This window comes from Clostridium sp. AF32-12BH (assembly GCF_003477935.1).
In the GTDB taxonomy this organism is placed as follows: domain Bacteria; phylum Bacillota; class Clostridia; order Lachnospirales; family Lachnospiraceae; genus Brotaphodocola.
The window spans coordinates 136,405-153,226 of the sequence record NZ_QUEH01000009.1; the positions used below are offsets into that span (position 1 = coordinate 136,405).

Here is a 16,822-nt window from a genome sequence, read left to right on the forward strand (position 1 = left end):
CAATTCCATTATACTCTTAAAAAAGAAACTTCGTCAATCTTACATGCTTCTGCCAGATTAAATTCAAACTATGTTTCGTGGAACGCAATTTCAATTTCCTATGAAACAAAAAAGCGGCAAGACAATCTGCCTCACCGCTTACTTCCAACTTTTCCGTTTTTATTTTCTATTTTTCTGCAAATCTGCAAGATAGTCTATCGCAAACTGTACAAACATCGCCGCGCCCCGTTTCAAAGCGCTCTCATCCACACAGAATTTTCCATTATGATGACCATAGATGCAGCCTTTTTCCTCATTGCGGATTCCAAGGGATGGATAAATTCCAGGTACATGCTCCAGATAATCAGCGAAGTCATCGCTTGCGGTTACCTTTCCGGCATTCACCAGGAAATTCTCTCCATAAAGCTTTTTTGCTGCTTCCAGACCAATCTGCAATGTTTTTGGATCGTCATGGACGATTACACCGATTTTCGGAATATACTCCACTTCTGCCGTACAGCCGCACACGGCTGCTGCATTTTGTACGATTGAAGAAATCATATCTGGCAGTTTCTTTCTCAATTCATTTGAAAAGGTCCGGACAGTCCCTTCCAACCGTACTTCATCTGCGATGATATTGCGCTTCTGACCGCCGTTTATCGTGCCCATGGTAACGACCAGGGGATTTAACGGATCATTATGGCGGGAAACCAGAGTCTGCAGACACATGAGTACATTGCCGGCTGCAAGAACTGCATCGTGTCCGCGGTGCGGAGCGCTGGCATGCGCTGCATATCCGTGAATGATGATATTCAGATCGTCTGCACTGGCTGTTCGCGGACCGGGTTCCAGGTTAAAATACGGTGCTTCAATACCGGCTCCGACATGGCAGCCGTAAACTGCCGTGACCTCTTCCAGAACCCCTTGTCTGATACATGCCTGCGCGCCTTTTCCGCCCTCTTCTGCCGGTTGGAATAACAGGCGCACGGTTCCGGGAATTGCTTTCCGGATCTCCATAAAAATCTTTGCTGCCCCCAAAAGCATGGCCGCATGGCAGTCATGCCCGCATGCATGCATTTTCCCGGGAGTCTGGCTGGCATAAGGAAGGCCGGTCATCTCCTGGATGGGAAGTGCGTCGATGTCCGCACGAAGCAGAACAACCTCGCTTCCATCCGCTTTTCCGCCTTTTATATCAACCCATAAGCCGGTATTTTCGTTTAAACGGTGCGGTGTCAGACCAAGACTTCTCAGTTCTTCCTCAATGCGGTCTGTCGTACCAAATTCCTCCCACGCTGTTTCCGGATGCTGATGAAAGTACCTTCTCAGTTCAATGATATCCTGCTCATACTTTTCTGCAAGTTCTGCGATGAGATTCATGCCTGCGCCCCTTTTTCTTTCTGAATCAGCTGATCCAGTTCGATCACAGACATAACATAAATCTTGATCGCCTCCAGGATTCCCTGGATATTTCTCGCCTCATCCGGCTGATGTACCCGTCCATGACCTGCCGGAAGGAAGGTTGCGCTCACACCATTGCCTCCGCCATACCCAACTGCATTTTTCAGTTTGCGGGCATAGGTTCCGCCGTCAATGATATACGGTTTTCTATCCGTATTGCCGGTAACCTCCTGGTAAACGTTCATGAGTGTCTGAACATAGTGGTCATCTTCCGGGATGTACATTGGATCATTGTTGGATACAATGCGGATCTCAAACATCTGTGAATCCACCGTTGCCTCCAGTGCATTCTCAATTCTCTCCCTGAAGTCCGTAACCGGATAACGGGCACTGAACAAAATGTTCGGGACATTCCCCTCTGTTCTTGCCATAACCGCAGAACATACCAAAGAACCTGACGGCTCATCCGACCAGTCGATACCAAGTGCGATGCCATCGGTATCGGAAAGCAGCTTTTCGTAAGCGGCTGCAATTTCGCGGTCATGATCCGGCAGTCCATCCACTTCTTTTAAGAATCGCATCAGCAGCCAGATTGCATTGACGGTGCCCTTCGGCATCGCACTGTGTCCGCCTTTGCCCAGTGCTGTGATACGGATCATTCCATCCGCTGCTTCTACACGGATATCCGGATGTGTCGCAACCAGAATTTTACATGCAGCAAACAGATTCTCATCAAATGGGATCAGAGCTTCCGCCTGCCCCGGGATCTTATTTTCTGCATCACCTGCAAAAACAGAACGGACTGTGGAAAAACCAGTCTTAGGCATAATCTTAAACTTCAGATTTCCTTTTTCTCCATGGCACACCGGGAAAAATAGATCCGGTACCATGGAATAATCCGGCATCAGATGTTCCTTTGCAAATTTCTCTGCATCCTTCATTCCATGCTCTTCATTGCAGCCAAAATAAAGCATCACGCTACTCTTTAAGGGAATATTCAGTTCCTGCAGGATCTTCATGGTATACATGCCAATCACTGCACCGCTCTTGTTATCGCCAGCTCCGCGGCCAATCAGAAAGCCATCGACCTCGGTCGGCTCAAAAGGATCATAGATCCAGCCATCTCCGGCCTCAACTACATCCAGGTGGGAGAAAATACCGATCAGACCTTTATCATTCTGCTCACTGCCAAGAAAAGCAGTTCCATACCAGTAATCGTGGTTGTTGACTTGAAATCCCTTTTCTTTAGCCATCTCAAGTGCCTTATCCAATACTCTGGCACATTCCTTGCCGAACGGAAGACCGTCTGCCCCCTCCCTGCTGACACTTGGGAACCGCACCAGCGTTTTTAAATCTTCCAGGATTTCGGTACGGTGATCGCTGATGTATTGTTCAACCTGATTCATCAGTTCCATTTTTTCCATATCTTCAACCTTCTGTCATTTCCTAAATATGGGAGCCATCTTAGCGGATCTCCCTGAAAAGAACAGGCTCCCCGCCGCCTTGCCAGCGACGGAGAGCCGTTCTATCACCTATATGTTTTTGTTTCTTTCAAATGCACGAACCGTGTATTTGTTTGAAAACAGGTTTCCCACTTATTTCTTCTCTGCGAAGTAAGCTCTCAGATAACGCTCGGTATCGCCCGGTTTCCAGTCAACCTTGTTGCCGCAGTCAAGGCAGCTTGCCATAAAGCTGTAGCACTCGTATGCATTGCCAGCCAGAACAGCCTTTACATCCTCAAAGTTGATTGCAGAAGAGATTGCCTTTCTTAAATCTACAGAATTGGAAACCTCAGAGTTGCCATGCAGGTTGAAGCCAAGCATGTAAACACGGATACCCGGGAATTTCTTTAAGGTTAAGTTGGAATCACCCTCTACCACATCGTATTTGGTGGAGTTAATGCTGTAGCAGTAGTCTACATCACCGCTTCGTAAGGAAGAAAGTGCTGTGTCTTTATCAGAGATAAATTTGTTTACCAGAGTTTTGATCTTTACGCAATCCGGCTCGTTGGTGCGGATATACGGGTTAGCCTTGAAGTTCATCTGGTAGTCGTTCATGGAAGTCAGAACATAGGTACCACTTAAGGACAGCTGGTTGTCAAAGGTTGCACCCTCTCTGGTGGTAACACCATCGCCATACAGTTTGTCTTTGGTCGCATCGTAGGTAGCAAAATCAACACCCTCGTTCATCTTCTCAACCCACTCACTGTCCACGATACCTGCGCCATGGAAAGTCAGTGCATTTAAGATCTGCGGATACGGCATAGCAGTGGTGCAGCGGATTACCTGATAATTACCAGCTGCATTGTCAACAGCGTCTCTGGAATCTACCAGATTGCTGATCGGGGTAATATCTTTTTCCAGAACGTCTTTTACGCTCTCACCGTCTGCAGTCTTCTTCTCTTCCAGTTCTGCAATGTCGGTAACCATCTCAACCTTATCCAGGTTGGTGTACATGCTGTAGGTCATGTGCATCGGGGTGGAATCTTTATCTTTTGCACGGTTCAGGGAATATACTACATCTTCACCAGCAACTTTCACGCCAGAATCGTAAACGTTTCCGTCTTTGTCGATTCTTGCAAATCCACAGTCATCTCTTAAGATGAAATAGAACTCGCTGTTGTCATCTGCGATCGCATAGTTGTAAGACAGGGAAGCATCGGTGCTTACAGACCAGTCTGGTTTTAAGGTCAGCAGATGGATGTACATGTGGTCAAGTGCATAACCGGAACTCTGGTCATCGGCACGGATCGGATCCCAGGTCGTAATGGTAGAACCAGTCTGGGTGATATTTAACGTTCTGGAATCATCCTGGGACGGATCTGCGTAATCGAAATCTTCCCATCTCTGGTTGTTGTCAACGGTATCCGGATTCAGGACATTGCTGAATGCACGGCCGTTTACACCCAGATAAACCGGTGCAAAGTAAGCTTTTTCTCCTACGCCGAGTTTCTCAACTTCACCATATGCCTCAGCATATTTGTCAGCGGTTACGGTTGCTGCATCGTCAATGAGTTTGTCCAGGTCTGCATCATTGACACCGGTGTAGTTGCTGTCGCCCTTGCTGTAGAATACACCGCGGATACCATAGTCCGGAGTGCCTACCGGGTTTGCGAAGCTTGCCAGGGAAATATCGAAGTTACCATTTGCCTCCTGCTCACGGAAAGAAGCGCCGTCTGCTGCTGCAGTCATATTTACGGTGAAGCCGGATTTGGAGAGCTGGTCACGGATAACGTTTGCAACGTTCTCATCACTGCTGTTGTAGAGGAAGTTTAAATTCACGTCTCCGATCTCTACGTTTGCGTTTGGATCAGCCTCTGTCTCTCCTGCTGCCTCTGCTGCTGCCTTGGTGGTGTCGCTCTTGGTCTTTACGCCACATCCTGCCATAGAAGATGCAACGACTGTTGCGCACAATCCAAGTGCGACCATTCTTCTTTTTTTCATAGTATTTCCTCCTTGAAAAATTTTATATAAATAGAATCTTTATATACGCTTTAGCTTCTGCCCGGGAACTGCAACTTACCTGCTAACATTTCGTCCACACGGTGGCAGGCTACGAAGTGATCTGGCTGTACCTCACGGAATACCGGGTTTTCTTTCCGGCACTGTTCCGTAGCAAATGGACAACGCGGAGCAAAACGGCAGCCCGGCTTCGGATTTACCGGAGAACCAATCTCACCCTTTAAGATGATCTTCTCTTTCTTTTCCCGGATATTAACTGACGGGATTGCAGAGAGAAGTGCGATGGTATATGGATGGAGCGGATGCCTGAAAATCTCGTTTTTGGAAGCTTTTTCAATCATCTGACCTAAGTACATAACACCAATGTTGGTAGAAATGTGCTTGATTACGGACATATCATGAGAAATGAACACATACGTCAGTCCCAGTTTTTCCTGAAGTTCCATCATCAGGTTAATGATCTGCGCCTGCACGGATACATCCAGTGCACTGACCGGCTCATCGCAGATGATAAATTTCGGATTCAGGGAAAGTGCTCTCGCAATAACCACACGCTGACGGCGTCCACCATCGAATTCATGAGGATACATGTTATACATTCTCTTTGACAGTCCGGTGAGTGCCATTAATTCCTCAACTTTTTCTCTGCGCTCTGCTGCTGTTTTATAGATATTGTGAAGTTTTAACGGCTCTTCAATAATCTGGGAAATGGTAAAACGCGGATTTAAGGATGCATACGGATCCTGGAAAATAATCTGCATTTCCTTACGCATCTGGCGCATCTCTTCTTTATCGAAAGAACAGATATCCATTCCATCGAAAATAACCTTGCCGGCGGTTGGCTCATGGAGCCGCAAAATGGTACGGCCCAGAGTACTCTTGCCGCAGCCGGACTCACCTACGATACCAAGGGTCTCGCCGCGTTCAATCTTAAAACTTACATCGTCAACTGCATGGAGAAGTCCGCCGTTGGCAACATTAAAATATTTTTTTAATCCAATAACTTCCAGTGTTGTTCCCATGGCTTACTCTCCTTCCTTTTCTAATTTTTCATCTACTTCATTGCCTAACGGGAAGAAGCATTTGAAACGGTGGCTGCCTTCTGTCATCGTCGGAGACTGTGTCTTGCAGATTTCCTGACAGTATTTGCAGCGCGGATGGAAATAACAGCCTGTTGGCGGTTCTGCCATATTCGGAGTCATACCTTCGATCGGTACAAGCTTTGTGCTGTCCTCTTCCAGTTTCGGGATAGAGTCAAACAGACCGCAGGTATACGGGTGACGCGGATTCAGATATACTTCTTCTACCGTGCCGGATTCTACGATCTCGCCTGCGTAAACGATTGCCACCTTGTCACAGGTTTCCGCAACCACACCAAGGTCGTGGGTGATCATGATCAGACCCATGTTGAACTTTTTCTTTAAATCCATCATGATGTCGAGCACCTGCGCCTGGATGGTTACATCCAGTGCCGTAGTTGGCTCATCCGCGATCAGAAGATCCGGATTGCACAGCAGAGCCATGGTGATTACCACACGCTGTTTCATACCGCCGGAGAACTGATGCGGATAATCATCAAAACGCTCCGCCTTCACGCCTACCATCTCTAACATCTCGATGCAGCGTTTCTTCGCCTCATCTTTGCTCATGCCTTTATTGTGACGGCGTAAAACCTCAACAAGCTGGTCGCCAACGGTCATGGTCGGGTTTAATGCCGTCATCGGATCCTGGAAAATCATGGAAATACCGTTTCCGCGGATTTTCTGGTTTTCCTTATCTGTATTGGTGATCATATTGCTTCCTTTAAAGTAAATCTCGCCGTCGGTAATTACCCCCGGCGGATCCGGGATCAGCTGCATGATTGCCATTGCTGTGGTTGTTTTTCCTGCGCCGGTCTCACCTACCAGGCCGATACTGTCTCCTTCGTTCAAATCAAAGCTGATTCCGTTGACAGCATAGACCTCTTCTTCTTCTGTGATATAGTGCACATGCAGGTTTTTCACCTGCAGAATGCATTTTTTATCCTGCTGTTCCATGGTTGCCTCCTAATTATTTATTTCAGTTTCGGGTCAAGTGCGTCACGAAGACCATCACCCAGGAAGTTAAACGCGAGTACCAGAACTACAATTGCAAGACCTGGGAAAATAGCCATATAAGCATTGGTTTCCAGATAAGAACTTCCTGCCTTTAAGATATTGCCCCACTCAGGAATCTGCGGTGCAATACCAAGACCAAGGTAACTTAAGGAGCTGACTGCAGTAACACCGGAACCAATACCAAGTGTTGCACGAATGATCAGCGGAGCCATGGAGTTCGGAAGAATATGGTTAAAGATAATAATCTTATCCTTTGCTCCACATGCTCTTGCTGCCTCAACAAACTCAGCGTCGGAAAGAGTCATCACGGATGCACGGATGGTTCTTGCATATCCTGGAATTGCGCCTGCACCAAGTGCAATGGTAATATTCAGGGTGCTCGTACCGAATGCTGCAATGATTGCGATTGGGAGCAGCAGACCCGGGATTGCCATGAAGATATCCAGCACACGCATGATGATATTGTCTGTACTGCCGGAATAGAAACCTGCAATTGCACCCAGGATAATTCCTACTACAATCGAGATTGCGGTAGAAATGATACCTACTGTTAAGGAGATTCTGGCACCAAATACAACGCGGGTAAATACGCAGCGGCCATAATCATCCGTACCGAACGGATACGCCAGGCTTGGATTCTGAAGGATCAGGGAATAATCATTATCTACTGCAATGCTGTAATCAAATGTCATAATCGCGCATACAGACAAAGTAAGCAGGAATACAATGATGAATGCTCCAAGTACTGCCATCTGGCTGCGGAACAGACGTTTTACTACATCGATCCAGCCAATGGATACGTAATCATCTTTGGTATAAGCTTTGCGGAGCAGGATCAGGCCCAGTAAAAGGGAAAACAGATTACCGGTCGCTGTCGTCAGGATCAGTACAATGCCCAACGGGATCATGCACTTATCCGCACGGTTTCCTTTCACATGAGCAACTACCAGCGGAAGGCTGACTGCATGAATGAGGATCACGACTGCCAGAACGCCCATTCCAAGGAAGAATGTGTCACACACATACGGCTTGAAAACATTCAGGGCAGATACCATGATGATCAGGACTTCCACCAGAAGCATATAGCTTGCAACCTGATACTCCAGATTTTTCTTTTTCTTGATCAGCATCAGGCCGGCAACCGCACAGAAAATATTGCCGTTTACGATCGTTGCAATCAGCACGATACCAAGAAGACGCAGGCCTGTGCTGATCTGATTATTTTTGATGATCTGTTTATTAACCAGTGTTCCGATTCCAAAGGCGATCAGTGCCTCTGCCAGAAATACTCCGGCTACTGCTAACGGCAATGTTCCAAAGGTCCGTGTTTTTAAATCGAACGACATGAGTACAATCACAAGGGCCAGACACAGGGAAGCACCTGCCGCAAATGCCAGAGATCCGGGCTCCTGATGACGGTTCAGCTTTCTCTGGTTTGCTTTTTTCACAAAGAAATTTTCGCTTTTCATGTTTCTCCTCCTCCCTTACTGGCTCTTCAGTCTGGACTTGATACGCGGGTCTAAGTATACATACAGAAGATCCACGGCCAGGTTCACAAGGCTGATCACGATGGATACGTATACAACACCGCCCAGGATAGCCGGAATATCCGGAAGGAACTGTTTCTCGATGATGTAGCTTCCGATACCTTTTACGTTGAATACTTTCTCAATGATAGCAGATCCGCCGAGGGTTCCGCCAAACTGTAAGCCTGCAACGGTTACGATCGGGATCATGGCATTTCCAAGTGCATGCTTCAAAATCACGCGCATGTTGCTTAAACCTTTTGCTCTTGCTGTTACGATGTAATCCTGACCTAAAACTTCAAGCAGTGCTGAACGGGTGTTACGTGCCAGGCTGGCTGCCAGATGCGTTCCAGATACGAGGGCCGGCATCAGCAGGGATATCTTATTTCCTTCCACATAAGAAGCCGGAAGTAAGTGTGTGTTGATCGAGAAATTCAGGATCATGATCATACCAAACCAGAATGCCGGAAGGGACAGACCAACCAGTGCAAGGAACATGAAAATGTAATCGAATGCGGTATTTGGCTTAATAGCAGAAATGATACCGATCGGAATCGAAATCACAGCTGCAATAACAAATGCATAGACACTCATTTCTACCGTTACCGGAAACTTTCTTAAAATAGCTGCCATAACATCCTCATTACCCTGATAAGAGTTTCCAAGGTTGAATGTTGCCAGATTCTTAAAGTTCCGGAACAACTGGATAATATATGGCTGATCCAGACCATGCAGATGATTGAAATCTGCAACCTGCTGCTCAGTTGCATACTCACCAAGTACATTCAGCGCCGGGTTGGATGATGCAAAATGCAGGATCGTAAATACTACCATAACAACACCGAACGCAACAAAGATCATCATGATCAGACGTTCAAATATGTAGCGGGTATACGGGTTTGCAAAAATCAGAAGCAGAATGTACATTGGGAATGATGTAATTACCGATAACATCAAAAGTCCCTGATTGTTTAAGGCTCTGCACAAAAACTGGATAAAGGACTGACGTCCGTGTTTTCCTTCTTTTGTGTACATTGCCTGGAGTCTTGCCTCAAGTTCTGTCTCGGTATCTTTTGCGATCTGCTTTTCCAGTTCTTTCTGGAACTGTGAGTTATCTGTACTCTTTCCAAAATGCTGGTACTTGCTGGTCAGATAATACCGGGCATCCTTGCGAATCCGCTCCAGCGTCCCATCTTCTTCTGCACTCTTTCTGACCGAATCCATATCTGCAGTGTATTCTGCAGATTCTTTGCCCCGGTTCATCAGGAATGCGAGGAACGCTACCAGAATGGTCGGAAATCCGAGTATGATCATCGCCAAACGATACATCGGTTTTCCAAAGGCGCGACTCATCAGTTTGTCTAATTTGTCTTTCATCTTCTTTTATCCCTCCAGACCTTTTTCCAACGTGTTCTATTCAAGCACATGTTGTATTGTTGAGAATATCTTAACAAAAAATTACCAATATGTCTAATATACAATTATAATGAATTTATATAAAAAAACGAATCAAACAGGTCAACATTTACATATTTTCAGCGAATTGTCTAAAAAAAGGCAATTAGAGATACCTTTCTCCAATTGCCTCTTTGCATATCATGTCTTAACAGTTATCACAACGGCAGGAATCTGTCATTCCCCTATTGTGATAGTAGTTCCTGGCGTAAGTACGGAACCCTTCTGCCACCTTATTAAAATGCCGATCTGTTTTCCAAAGAAGATAATAATGTCGGATGCAATCCTTTTCCTTAAATGGAATAAAAGCAAGCTGACGGTTTGCCCGGTTTTTCTCAATCTGACTTTCTGTCATAAATGCCACACCGGTTTTCGATGCCACTACCCCAGGCATATGGCAATGAAAACATTCTGTTGTTACATTTGGCACGAATCCGTATTTTTTGCAAAGCTCATCGGTAATCGTCCGGTGTTCATATCCCTTCGGCAGACTGATAAATTCTTCATTTTTTAAATCACACAGGCTGATTTCTTCACAGGAAGCATACGGGCTGTCCGAAGAAACAGCAAGAAAATACCGCTCTTTAAAAATTTCTTCCTCTGTAATTTCCGGATTCTGTCTCAAACAGCTGGCAAGCACATAATCAACATCTCCCCATAACAATTCTTCCTCGATTCCGTCTTCCATAATGTCAAACGAACGGATCCGGCATTTCGGATAAAGTTCCTTAAACCCAATCAGAACCATATGAGAAAACAGTTTGCTGACCAGTCCAAGGTTCAGTATCGCTTCACTCTTCTCACTCTCCGCGATCACCTCATTCTGCGCCCGTTCCAAAATTGTAAGCGCCTGATCTACCGACTCGAGATACATTTTTCCATATTTATTCAGACTAATTCTGCGCCCCTGACGGTCAAAAAGCGGAACTCCGATTTCGTTTTCCAGGCGGCTGATACTTACGCTCAGTGCCGGCTGTGCCACATTGAGCTGCTTAGCCGCATTGGTCAGATGCTCCGTCTGCGCAACGGCTTTAAAATATTTTAACTGGACAATATCCATGATAGCGCCTCCCCGTACAGTGCGCAAAAAGGCTGTTCCTGTGTAGGATCCCAGCCTCTTTGCATGTAATCTAACTTTTTTCTTTTATCAACTTGTTTTATTCTAATACATTTGATAAATTCTGTCAAGTTATGCGCGCATTGTGAATTTCCGTTGGTTTTCCAAAACGCAAGCCATTAGTATATTGATGATAGGAAAACAAATGGCAACGCTGTGCCGGTCTGAAAGTGAATCGGCAGAAAGGAATTCTATATGAGAAAATGCAGGCAGACACAAAACTTAAGAAGATGGGGTGCACTACGACGGATATGCTTATGTACAGAGATGGGACCTATGCTGCCGTATCGAATTATTATGCTGACGGCACAATCCGCTACACACTGGATCCAGATAATGGCTGTCTTCATGTCGATGCTGCCGGAAGTTATGACCCTTCTGCTTCCGGCGACTATTACCAGGCACCACGTGAGGCTTGTTGGGAATACGATGGAACATGGTTTTTCTATGATGCACAGGGGAACAAACTGATCAACGGAGTTACAACGGATGGCTGGTATACAGGTGAAAATGGGCAATGGAGACGTGAACTTGGTATGGGCTGCTTCACCCCTGGTATTTATCGCAATGATTGCACCCATGAGAACACGGAAAATGAAAAATGGGAATTCAGTGTGTATACCAATATGAGCTGGGAAGATTGGACTCTCCACGGTTCCTCTAATAAACGTGAAGTTGGACGCGTTGACTATACGTACATGGACTTCTACAACAATCCGATCTATACAAAAGAAGATATGGTTCTCTACAACAGGATCTGCTCATGGATCAATGGAAGCTGATTGAAAACCGAAGTTAGTCCGTTGTCCCCGTTTCGTATTCCTCCTGCCAGGGAGCGATACTCCGCTGGTTTCCGGATGGACTGCCCCGCTTCGCCCAGCATGGCAAAGAGGCAGTTGCTTCAACTTATACTATCAGCTCTATAACATCTGCCGTAAACGCATCATAGCAAGTACCTTGCCAATCAAAAGCCGCTTTCGCGGCTTCGCTTAATTGCTCTTCTTCGGTTTTCGGATGTTCTCTGGTAGTTTTTCCAACCACGGAAGCAGATCATCTAAGAAAAATCGGTCTGTATCATCCATGTGCTTTGGAATCTCTGTCAGAAGATATTCAAAGTACTCGTATGGTTTTAAGTTATTCGCTTTTGCTGTTTCTGCGATGCTGTAAATGATAGCGGATGATTTTCTTCTGCAGAACGCGGCCAGCTGAATGCACCATTATCTAATCTTTTGTAGAGAAGCAGAAAACCATCACCTTCCCAGAGAAGACCTTTGATACGATTTGTTCTCTTACCACAGAACAAAAAGAGCGTATTTTTATCGTAATCCTTCTGAATCTGGCATATAGATTCGGAGGGATTTCTAATATCGTCCGCAGTCTTAATCAGACCAATGCACTGACCCTAATATATACCCCTTAAATCCATGTCTTGGACCATGCGAAGTTCTTCTGCCATAGTTATACACCATCCTTTCTAATATATATATGATGGAGAATGGGATAGAAAATAAAATCGATTTTGAAGCGGATTGTAGTAGATACTGGTAAAAAGTTAGATTTTACATTGATTTACTGAAATTCTGCATGGGCAAAATACTATTTATTTGTAGGTTTTTAGTAAATTTAATAGATTCTTTCGTTCTGGTTTGTATTAATTGTGATACAATGATGGTAGCTGAATTGTAGCGTTTGCTTATGGTAAAGGAGGGTTTACTATATGAGCACATTTAAAACAAATGATGGTGTGGAAATCTATTATGATGTACAGGGAGAAGGAAAACCGCTGTTGATGCTGCCTGGTTGGACCTGTTCGACGAAGTTCTGGAAGCAGAATGTCGATGAATTGGCAAAATCTTGCAAGGTGATCACCATGGATTTACGTGCACACGGAGAGTCCGAAAAAGTTCTGCACAGCCATAGAATTTCTCGGTATGCCATGGATGTGAAGAATCTGCTGGACTATCTGGATATCAAAGATGTTACTGGACTTGGCTGGTCCATGGGCGCATCAATTTGGTGGAGCTACATCGAACTTTTTGGAAACGATAGACTAAGCGGACTGATTTGCGTGGACCAGTCTCCTGCTCAGTATATCGGACCTGATTGGCAATGGGGACAGAAAGGTTGCTATGATGTTGAGTCATTTATCAGATTGTGCTGTGGAATTCAAGCGGATCCAGAAGGCTCTGCAGCTGGACTGATCACTGGATGCTTAAATCATACACCGGATCCAGAAGATGCCAAGATGCTGGCAGCCGAAGCCAATAAGTGCCCGCCTTATGCACGCATTGAAATTATGCGTGATCATACAAATTTGGATTGGCGCGACTTTATCCCGCACATCAACCTGCCTACCCTTGTCTGTGTTGCCAAAAAGAGTAACATTTTCGACTGGCATGGTAGTGCCTGGGTTGGCGAAAACATTCCGGGGGCCAAGACTGTATTCTTCGAGGATTCCGGGCATATGCTTTTCTGGGACGAAGCAGATAAATTCAACAAAGAAGTGGCGGACTTTGTTTGCAACCACTGATAAATATGAAAAAGGCAGGACCAAAATCCTGCCTTTCTGTTCTATATAAATACTTATCGACTGTAACTTTTTCCTCGTTTTCTATTCTCTGCGTCTTAGCACCAATCTCAATGTCCGGTGCGGAGCTTGCCAGCTCCAGATGCAAAGCGAACATACCCTTTTGCCTCAGCTGGATCGGTACAAATGAGGTCTTCCGCCGTACTTCCAGCCAATCAACAGTATATTCTGTCCTTTTCCCATGTTTTGGAAATTCTCTTCTCGGCCCTTGCTTTGCTTCTTCTATCATCTCATCCATAGCATAAGTCGATGGTCTATTGGTGCGAATAAAACGATGCGGTGATGGCCGGTAAGACAGATTTCCTCCATCCAACACATACTTAATCTTTTCCATATCTTCAAGCAGCTCTGGATTGTGCTCATACTCCGGATAAGCAGGTACAGGCATCATGCGACCACCTACCATCAAATCAATACCGTCCTCAAAGATGTTATAATTGTCATCAGTCATAATCCCAATTGACGCAGCACCCAAGCGCATATCCGGCTCCGTCTCCTGATACACGAAAAAATGGCTTAAAACTAAGGGATTATCGCATCGAAGAAACAGTGGACTGCTCTCACTTTTTACACGCAAAATCTTTAAAACTGTCCATCGTTCCCTACGGAAAATTTGGTGATCGGCAGTTAAAATTCCACAACGAACTGCTTCTGGATGGTCGTCCGGTGAGCGATAGAAAGATACTGTCATAACCAGACCATACCACTTATTATTATCCGAGTGCCTCAACACGGCATTGTAATCTTTCCATGGATAATCCGGTTCAGTTTTGTATTGCTGGCGGCAATAATCGAACACTTCCTCTCTGGCCATTTTCTACCTCTGGCATTTTCTTTTTCTGTTAATTCCTGATACATTTTCATTAGTTCAGCTACGCAACTGCTTTCCGTAGTAGTCCTAATATCAAAGCCGTAAGCCTGCATTACTGCCTTATCATTCTGTTGATGTGCCTTTCGAAGTTCTGAGGGCATGGTTAGTTCGTCGTATAGATCTGCGAGACTGCTATCAGGATAGATGGCACGTGCGTCAAGAATAGCCTGCGCTGTCTGCTCAATTTTCTGCTTCTGTTGCTCCGTTGGTAATGGCCATGGGAAATTATTATAAACGATATCTTTTGAATATCGATAATCGCTTTTTAATCTTCCGCATACAACACGCATCCAGGCCATATGTACATTTGAGGTAAGTATTCCAAAGTGATATAATGTAGCGTCCGGAATGATTTTTACAAGATTGCTGCAAAAAATTTCCGGTGTAAAAAATCCTATCGGGATATATCTTCGTCTTTGCGACGAAACCTCTGGGACAACAATATAGTTTCCTTTTGGCATATTTTCAACATGAAAACGCGTCGGTCTTTCAGCTAATTTTATTGTACCTGCACTTGGGCTGGCAAGACGATACTCCCTTACCTTATTAATTCTATCCATGCACAAAGGCATTTTTCTAAGTTCAGCTGGGCTACACTCTCCAAGCCATAAACAATATCGTGGTGCTTGATTTATAAATTCTCTGGATCCATACCAAGGTCGAAAATATTTTTTTGATCCAGGTTCCTTTTTTATAAAATCCTCCATTTCTTCTTTTTCAAATAGATAAAATCCACCATCTATCGGCTTATTTCCAATGCCTATTTCTGGGACATTACAAAGCGGTTTATTTCTACTTTCAACAAAAATATCCTCAGCATCAAGCAGATAACCATTGATATTTTTAACAGCTTGGTACCTCTCCTCTGTAAATAATTTCTTCTGTTTCGTATTCACAGCAATGCTAAATCCAATGATTACACAATGAACATGGGCTTTAATTTTTGCCTCACTATCCCATCTAAATGTATGATAAGCAAAATCAATATGAACTCCTTCCTCAAATAAAGGCTTCCACAAATTCGCAACGCTTTCACCTTGTGACACAGAATTGGTAGATACTAATGCGCTGCGTATAGCTGTATTTTTCATAAAATCCGTGCATTTTTTATACCAACAACAAACATAATCCAAGTTACCAGCATTTTTCCAACCTGGGAAAACGAGTGCTATATCGTCCTTCTGGACTTTATTCATCATCCGTGCACCTACAAACGGCGGGTTACCCATAATATAATTGACGCTCATTTTCGGCACAACATCTTCCCAGTTAATCTGCAAAGCATTACTCTCGATGATAGATGCATTAGTTTTTAAAGGCAAGAAATCAAGTTGCATCAATACGATTGCTTCTGTTTCTTTCATCATCTGGCTCTCCGCAATCCAGAGCGCTGTCTTAGCAACAGTAACGGCGAAATCGTTAATCTCAATGCCATAAAACTGAGCAATGGATACCTGAATTGGATTTGCTTCTTCAAATCCGAAGCGAATCTGGCCCTTCTGCAACTCAGCCAATACCTTATTTTCAAGCCTACGAATGCTAATATATGTTTCCGTAAGGAAGTTACCACTGCCACATGCTGGATCTGTTGCCGTGTCTAATTTGATACAACATAACGGAGCGGAATATCTACCCCTTAACGATGCACCCGCACAGGTGCATTTTTGCACACCCCTCATAACGATGCCGTATGCACCGTTACGGAGTAAGGTATTCGGTTTTATCGCTGCCTGTGCGTACACTGTGTTCTCCTCGTAAAACTGGAATTTTCAAATTAGTCTTTGCAAATAACCTTTGAACCTTCACCATCGATTACAATTCCCTGACGGTTGTTAATTGGGCATAGATTCAAATCCGAAAATTCAGTCATTATTTTCTCAGTAACCTTCTTAAATGGTGCTGTAAGATAATGCGGAAGAACATAGAAATCAATCAAATCAAGCCCTGCATCATCTTCTTGTGAGTAGTCCTCCGGCTTTTCATCCATTTGTTCAATATATTGGATAGTTGGAGCGCATATAATCGCACCCGCCGATTCACCGATCATCAGTTTTCCCTTTGCCAATTCCTTCTTCAATAGCTCATTCGCTCCCGTTTTACGGAGCTGATCCATAAGAAAGAAAGAATTTCCACCAGTAAAATAGATCACATCCGCATCTTCAAAAACGGACTGTATCGTTAAATAAGCCTCCGTTGAAATATCAATTTCCGTTACGGTTGCTCCCAGTTTATTGAATAGCTTTCGAGCCGAGCCGACATAACCGGTGTAGCCTTCACGCAGCGAAGCTGTTGGAATAAATGCGACTTTCTTATTTTCAATTTCTTCCTTTAT

At 44.7% G+C, this 16,822-nt stretch carries 14 protein-coding genes; 2 read left to right on the forward strand and 12 right to left on the reverse strand.

Features of this window, described 5'->3' with window-relative positions; genetic code table 11:
- Positions 1-159 precede the first annotated feature (159 nt).
- The 8 genes from DWZ40_RS10855 to DWZ40_RS10885 all read right to left on the reverse strand — a co-directional run bounded on the left by DWZ40_RS10855 (position 160) and on the right by DWZ40_RS10885 (position 10,975).
- A complete protein-coding gene (locus tag DWZ40_RS10855; protein ID WP_118543062.1) occupies positions 160-1,356 on the reverse strand; it encodes an amidohydrolase in 1,197 nt (398 codons plus the stop codon).
- Complete coding sequence (locus DWZ40_RS10860; RefSeq protein WP_118543063.1) at positions 1,353-2,801, reverse strand: Sapep family Mn(2+)-dependent dipeptidase; 1,449 nt, start codon at positions 2,799-2,801, stop codon at positions 1,353-1,355. Before DWZ40_RS10860 ends, DWZ40_RS10855 begins: the two co-directional genes overlap by 4 nt.
- Positions 2,802-2,972: 171 nt before the next feature.
- Complete coding sequence (locus DWZ40_RS10865) at positions 2,973-4,820, reverse strand: ABC transporter substrate-binding protein (protein ID WP_118543064.1); 1,848 nt, start codon at positions 4,818-4,820, stop codon at positions 2,973-2,975.
- Between the two features lie 50 nt (positions 4,821-4,870).
- Positions 4,871-5,860 (reverse strand): dipeptide ABC transporter ATP-binding protein, encoded by a 990-nt coding sequence (locus DWZ40_RS19830; RefSeq protein WP_207664508.1) that lies wholly within the window; start codon positions 5,858-5,860, stop codon positions 4,871-4,873.
- A gap of 3 nt (positions 5,861-5,863) precedes the next feature.
- Positions 5,864-6,874, reverse strand: coding sequence for an ABC transporter ATP-binding protein (locus tag DWZ40_RS19835; RefSeq protein WP_118705772.1), 1,011 nt, complete (start codon positions 6,872-6,874; stop codon positions 5,864-5,866).
- A gap of 17 nt (positions 6,875-6,891) precedes the next feature.
- Complete coding sequence (locus DWZ40_RS20080; RefSeq protein ID WP_118543065.1) at positions 6,892-8,403, reverse strand: ABC transporter permease; 1,512 nt, start codon at positions 8,401-8,403, stop codon at positions 6,892-6,894.
- Between the two features lie 15 nt (positions 8,404-8,418).
- Positions 8,419-9,837 carry an ABC transporter permease gene (locus DWZ40_RS10880; protein ID WP_118543066.1) on the reverse strand — a complete coding sequence of 473 codons (1,419 nt, stop codon included), beginning with the start codon at positions 9,835-9,837 and terminating at the stop codon, positions 8,419-8,421.
- 226 nt (positions 9,838-10,063) lie between these two features.
- Entirely contained in the window at positions 10,064-10,975 is a 912-nt protein-coding gene (locus tag DWZ40_RS10885) for a LysR family transcriptional regulator (RefSeq protein WP_118543067.1), read from the reverse strand.
- A 314-nt stretch (positions 10,976-11,289) separates the two neighbouring features.
- On the opposite strand from DWZ40_RS10885, the gene DWZ40_RS10890 reads away from it, so the two are divergent.
- Positions 11,290-11,814: a hypothetical protein gene (locus DWZ40_RS10890; protein ID WP_147354184.1), complete on the forward strand. Its 525-nt coding sequence runs from the start codon at positions 11,290-11,292 to the stop codon at positions 11,812-11,814.
- A 207-nt stretch (positions 11,815-12,021) separates the two neighbouring features.
- On the opposite strand, the gene DWZ40_RS10895 is transcribed toward DWZ40_RS10890, so the two are convergent.
- A complete protein-coding gene (locus DWZ40_RS10895; protein WP_347560074.1) occupies positions 12,022-12,243 on the reverse strand; it encodes a transposase domain-containing protein in 222 nt (73 codons plus the stop codon).
- 506 nt (positions 12,244-12,749) lie between these two features.
- On the opposite strand from DWZ40_RS10895, the gene DWZ40_RS10905 reads away from it, so the two are divergent.
- Positions 12,750-13,562 (forward strand): alpha/beta hydrolase, encoded by an 813-nt coding sequence (locus DWZ40_RS10905; protein WP_118543070.1) that lies wholly within the window; start codon positions 12,750-12,752, stop codon positions 13,560-13,562.
- Here DWZ40_RS10905 and DWZ40_RS19300 read toward each other — a convergent pair.
- The 3 genes from DWZ40_RS19300 to DWZ40_RS10920 all read right to left on the reverse strand — a co-directional run.
- The gene (locus DWZ40_RS19300; RefSeq protein WP_147354185.1) at positions 13,525-14,433 is read right to left on the reverse strand and encodes a hypothetical protein; all 909 of its coding nucleotides are present in this window, start codon (positions 14,431-14,433) and stop codon (positions 13,525-13,527) included. The genes DWZ40_RS10905 and DWZ40_RS19300 overlap by 38 nt on opposite strands.
- Positions 14,346-16,232: a DNA methyltransferase gene (locus DWZ40_RS10915; RefSeq protein ID WP_243035312.1), complete on the reverse strand. Its 1,887-nt coding sequence runs from the start codon at positions 16,230-16,232 to the stop codon at positions 14,346-14,348. The genes DWZ40_RS19300 and DWZ40_RS10915 overlap by 88 nt, the downstream gene beginning before the upstream one ends.
- A 32-nt stretch (positions 16,233-16,264) precedes the next feature.
- Positions 16,265-16,822 (reverse strand): Type 1 glutamine amidotransferase-like domain-containing protein (locus tag DWZ40_RS10920; protein WP_243035313.1); only part of this gene is annotated, 558 nt, incomplete at its 5' end.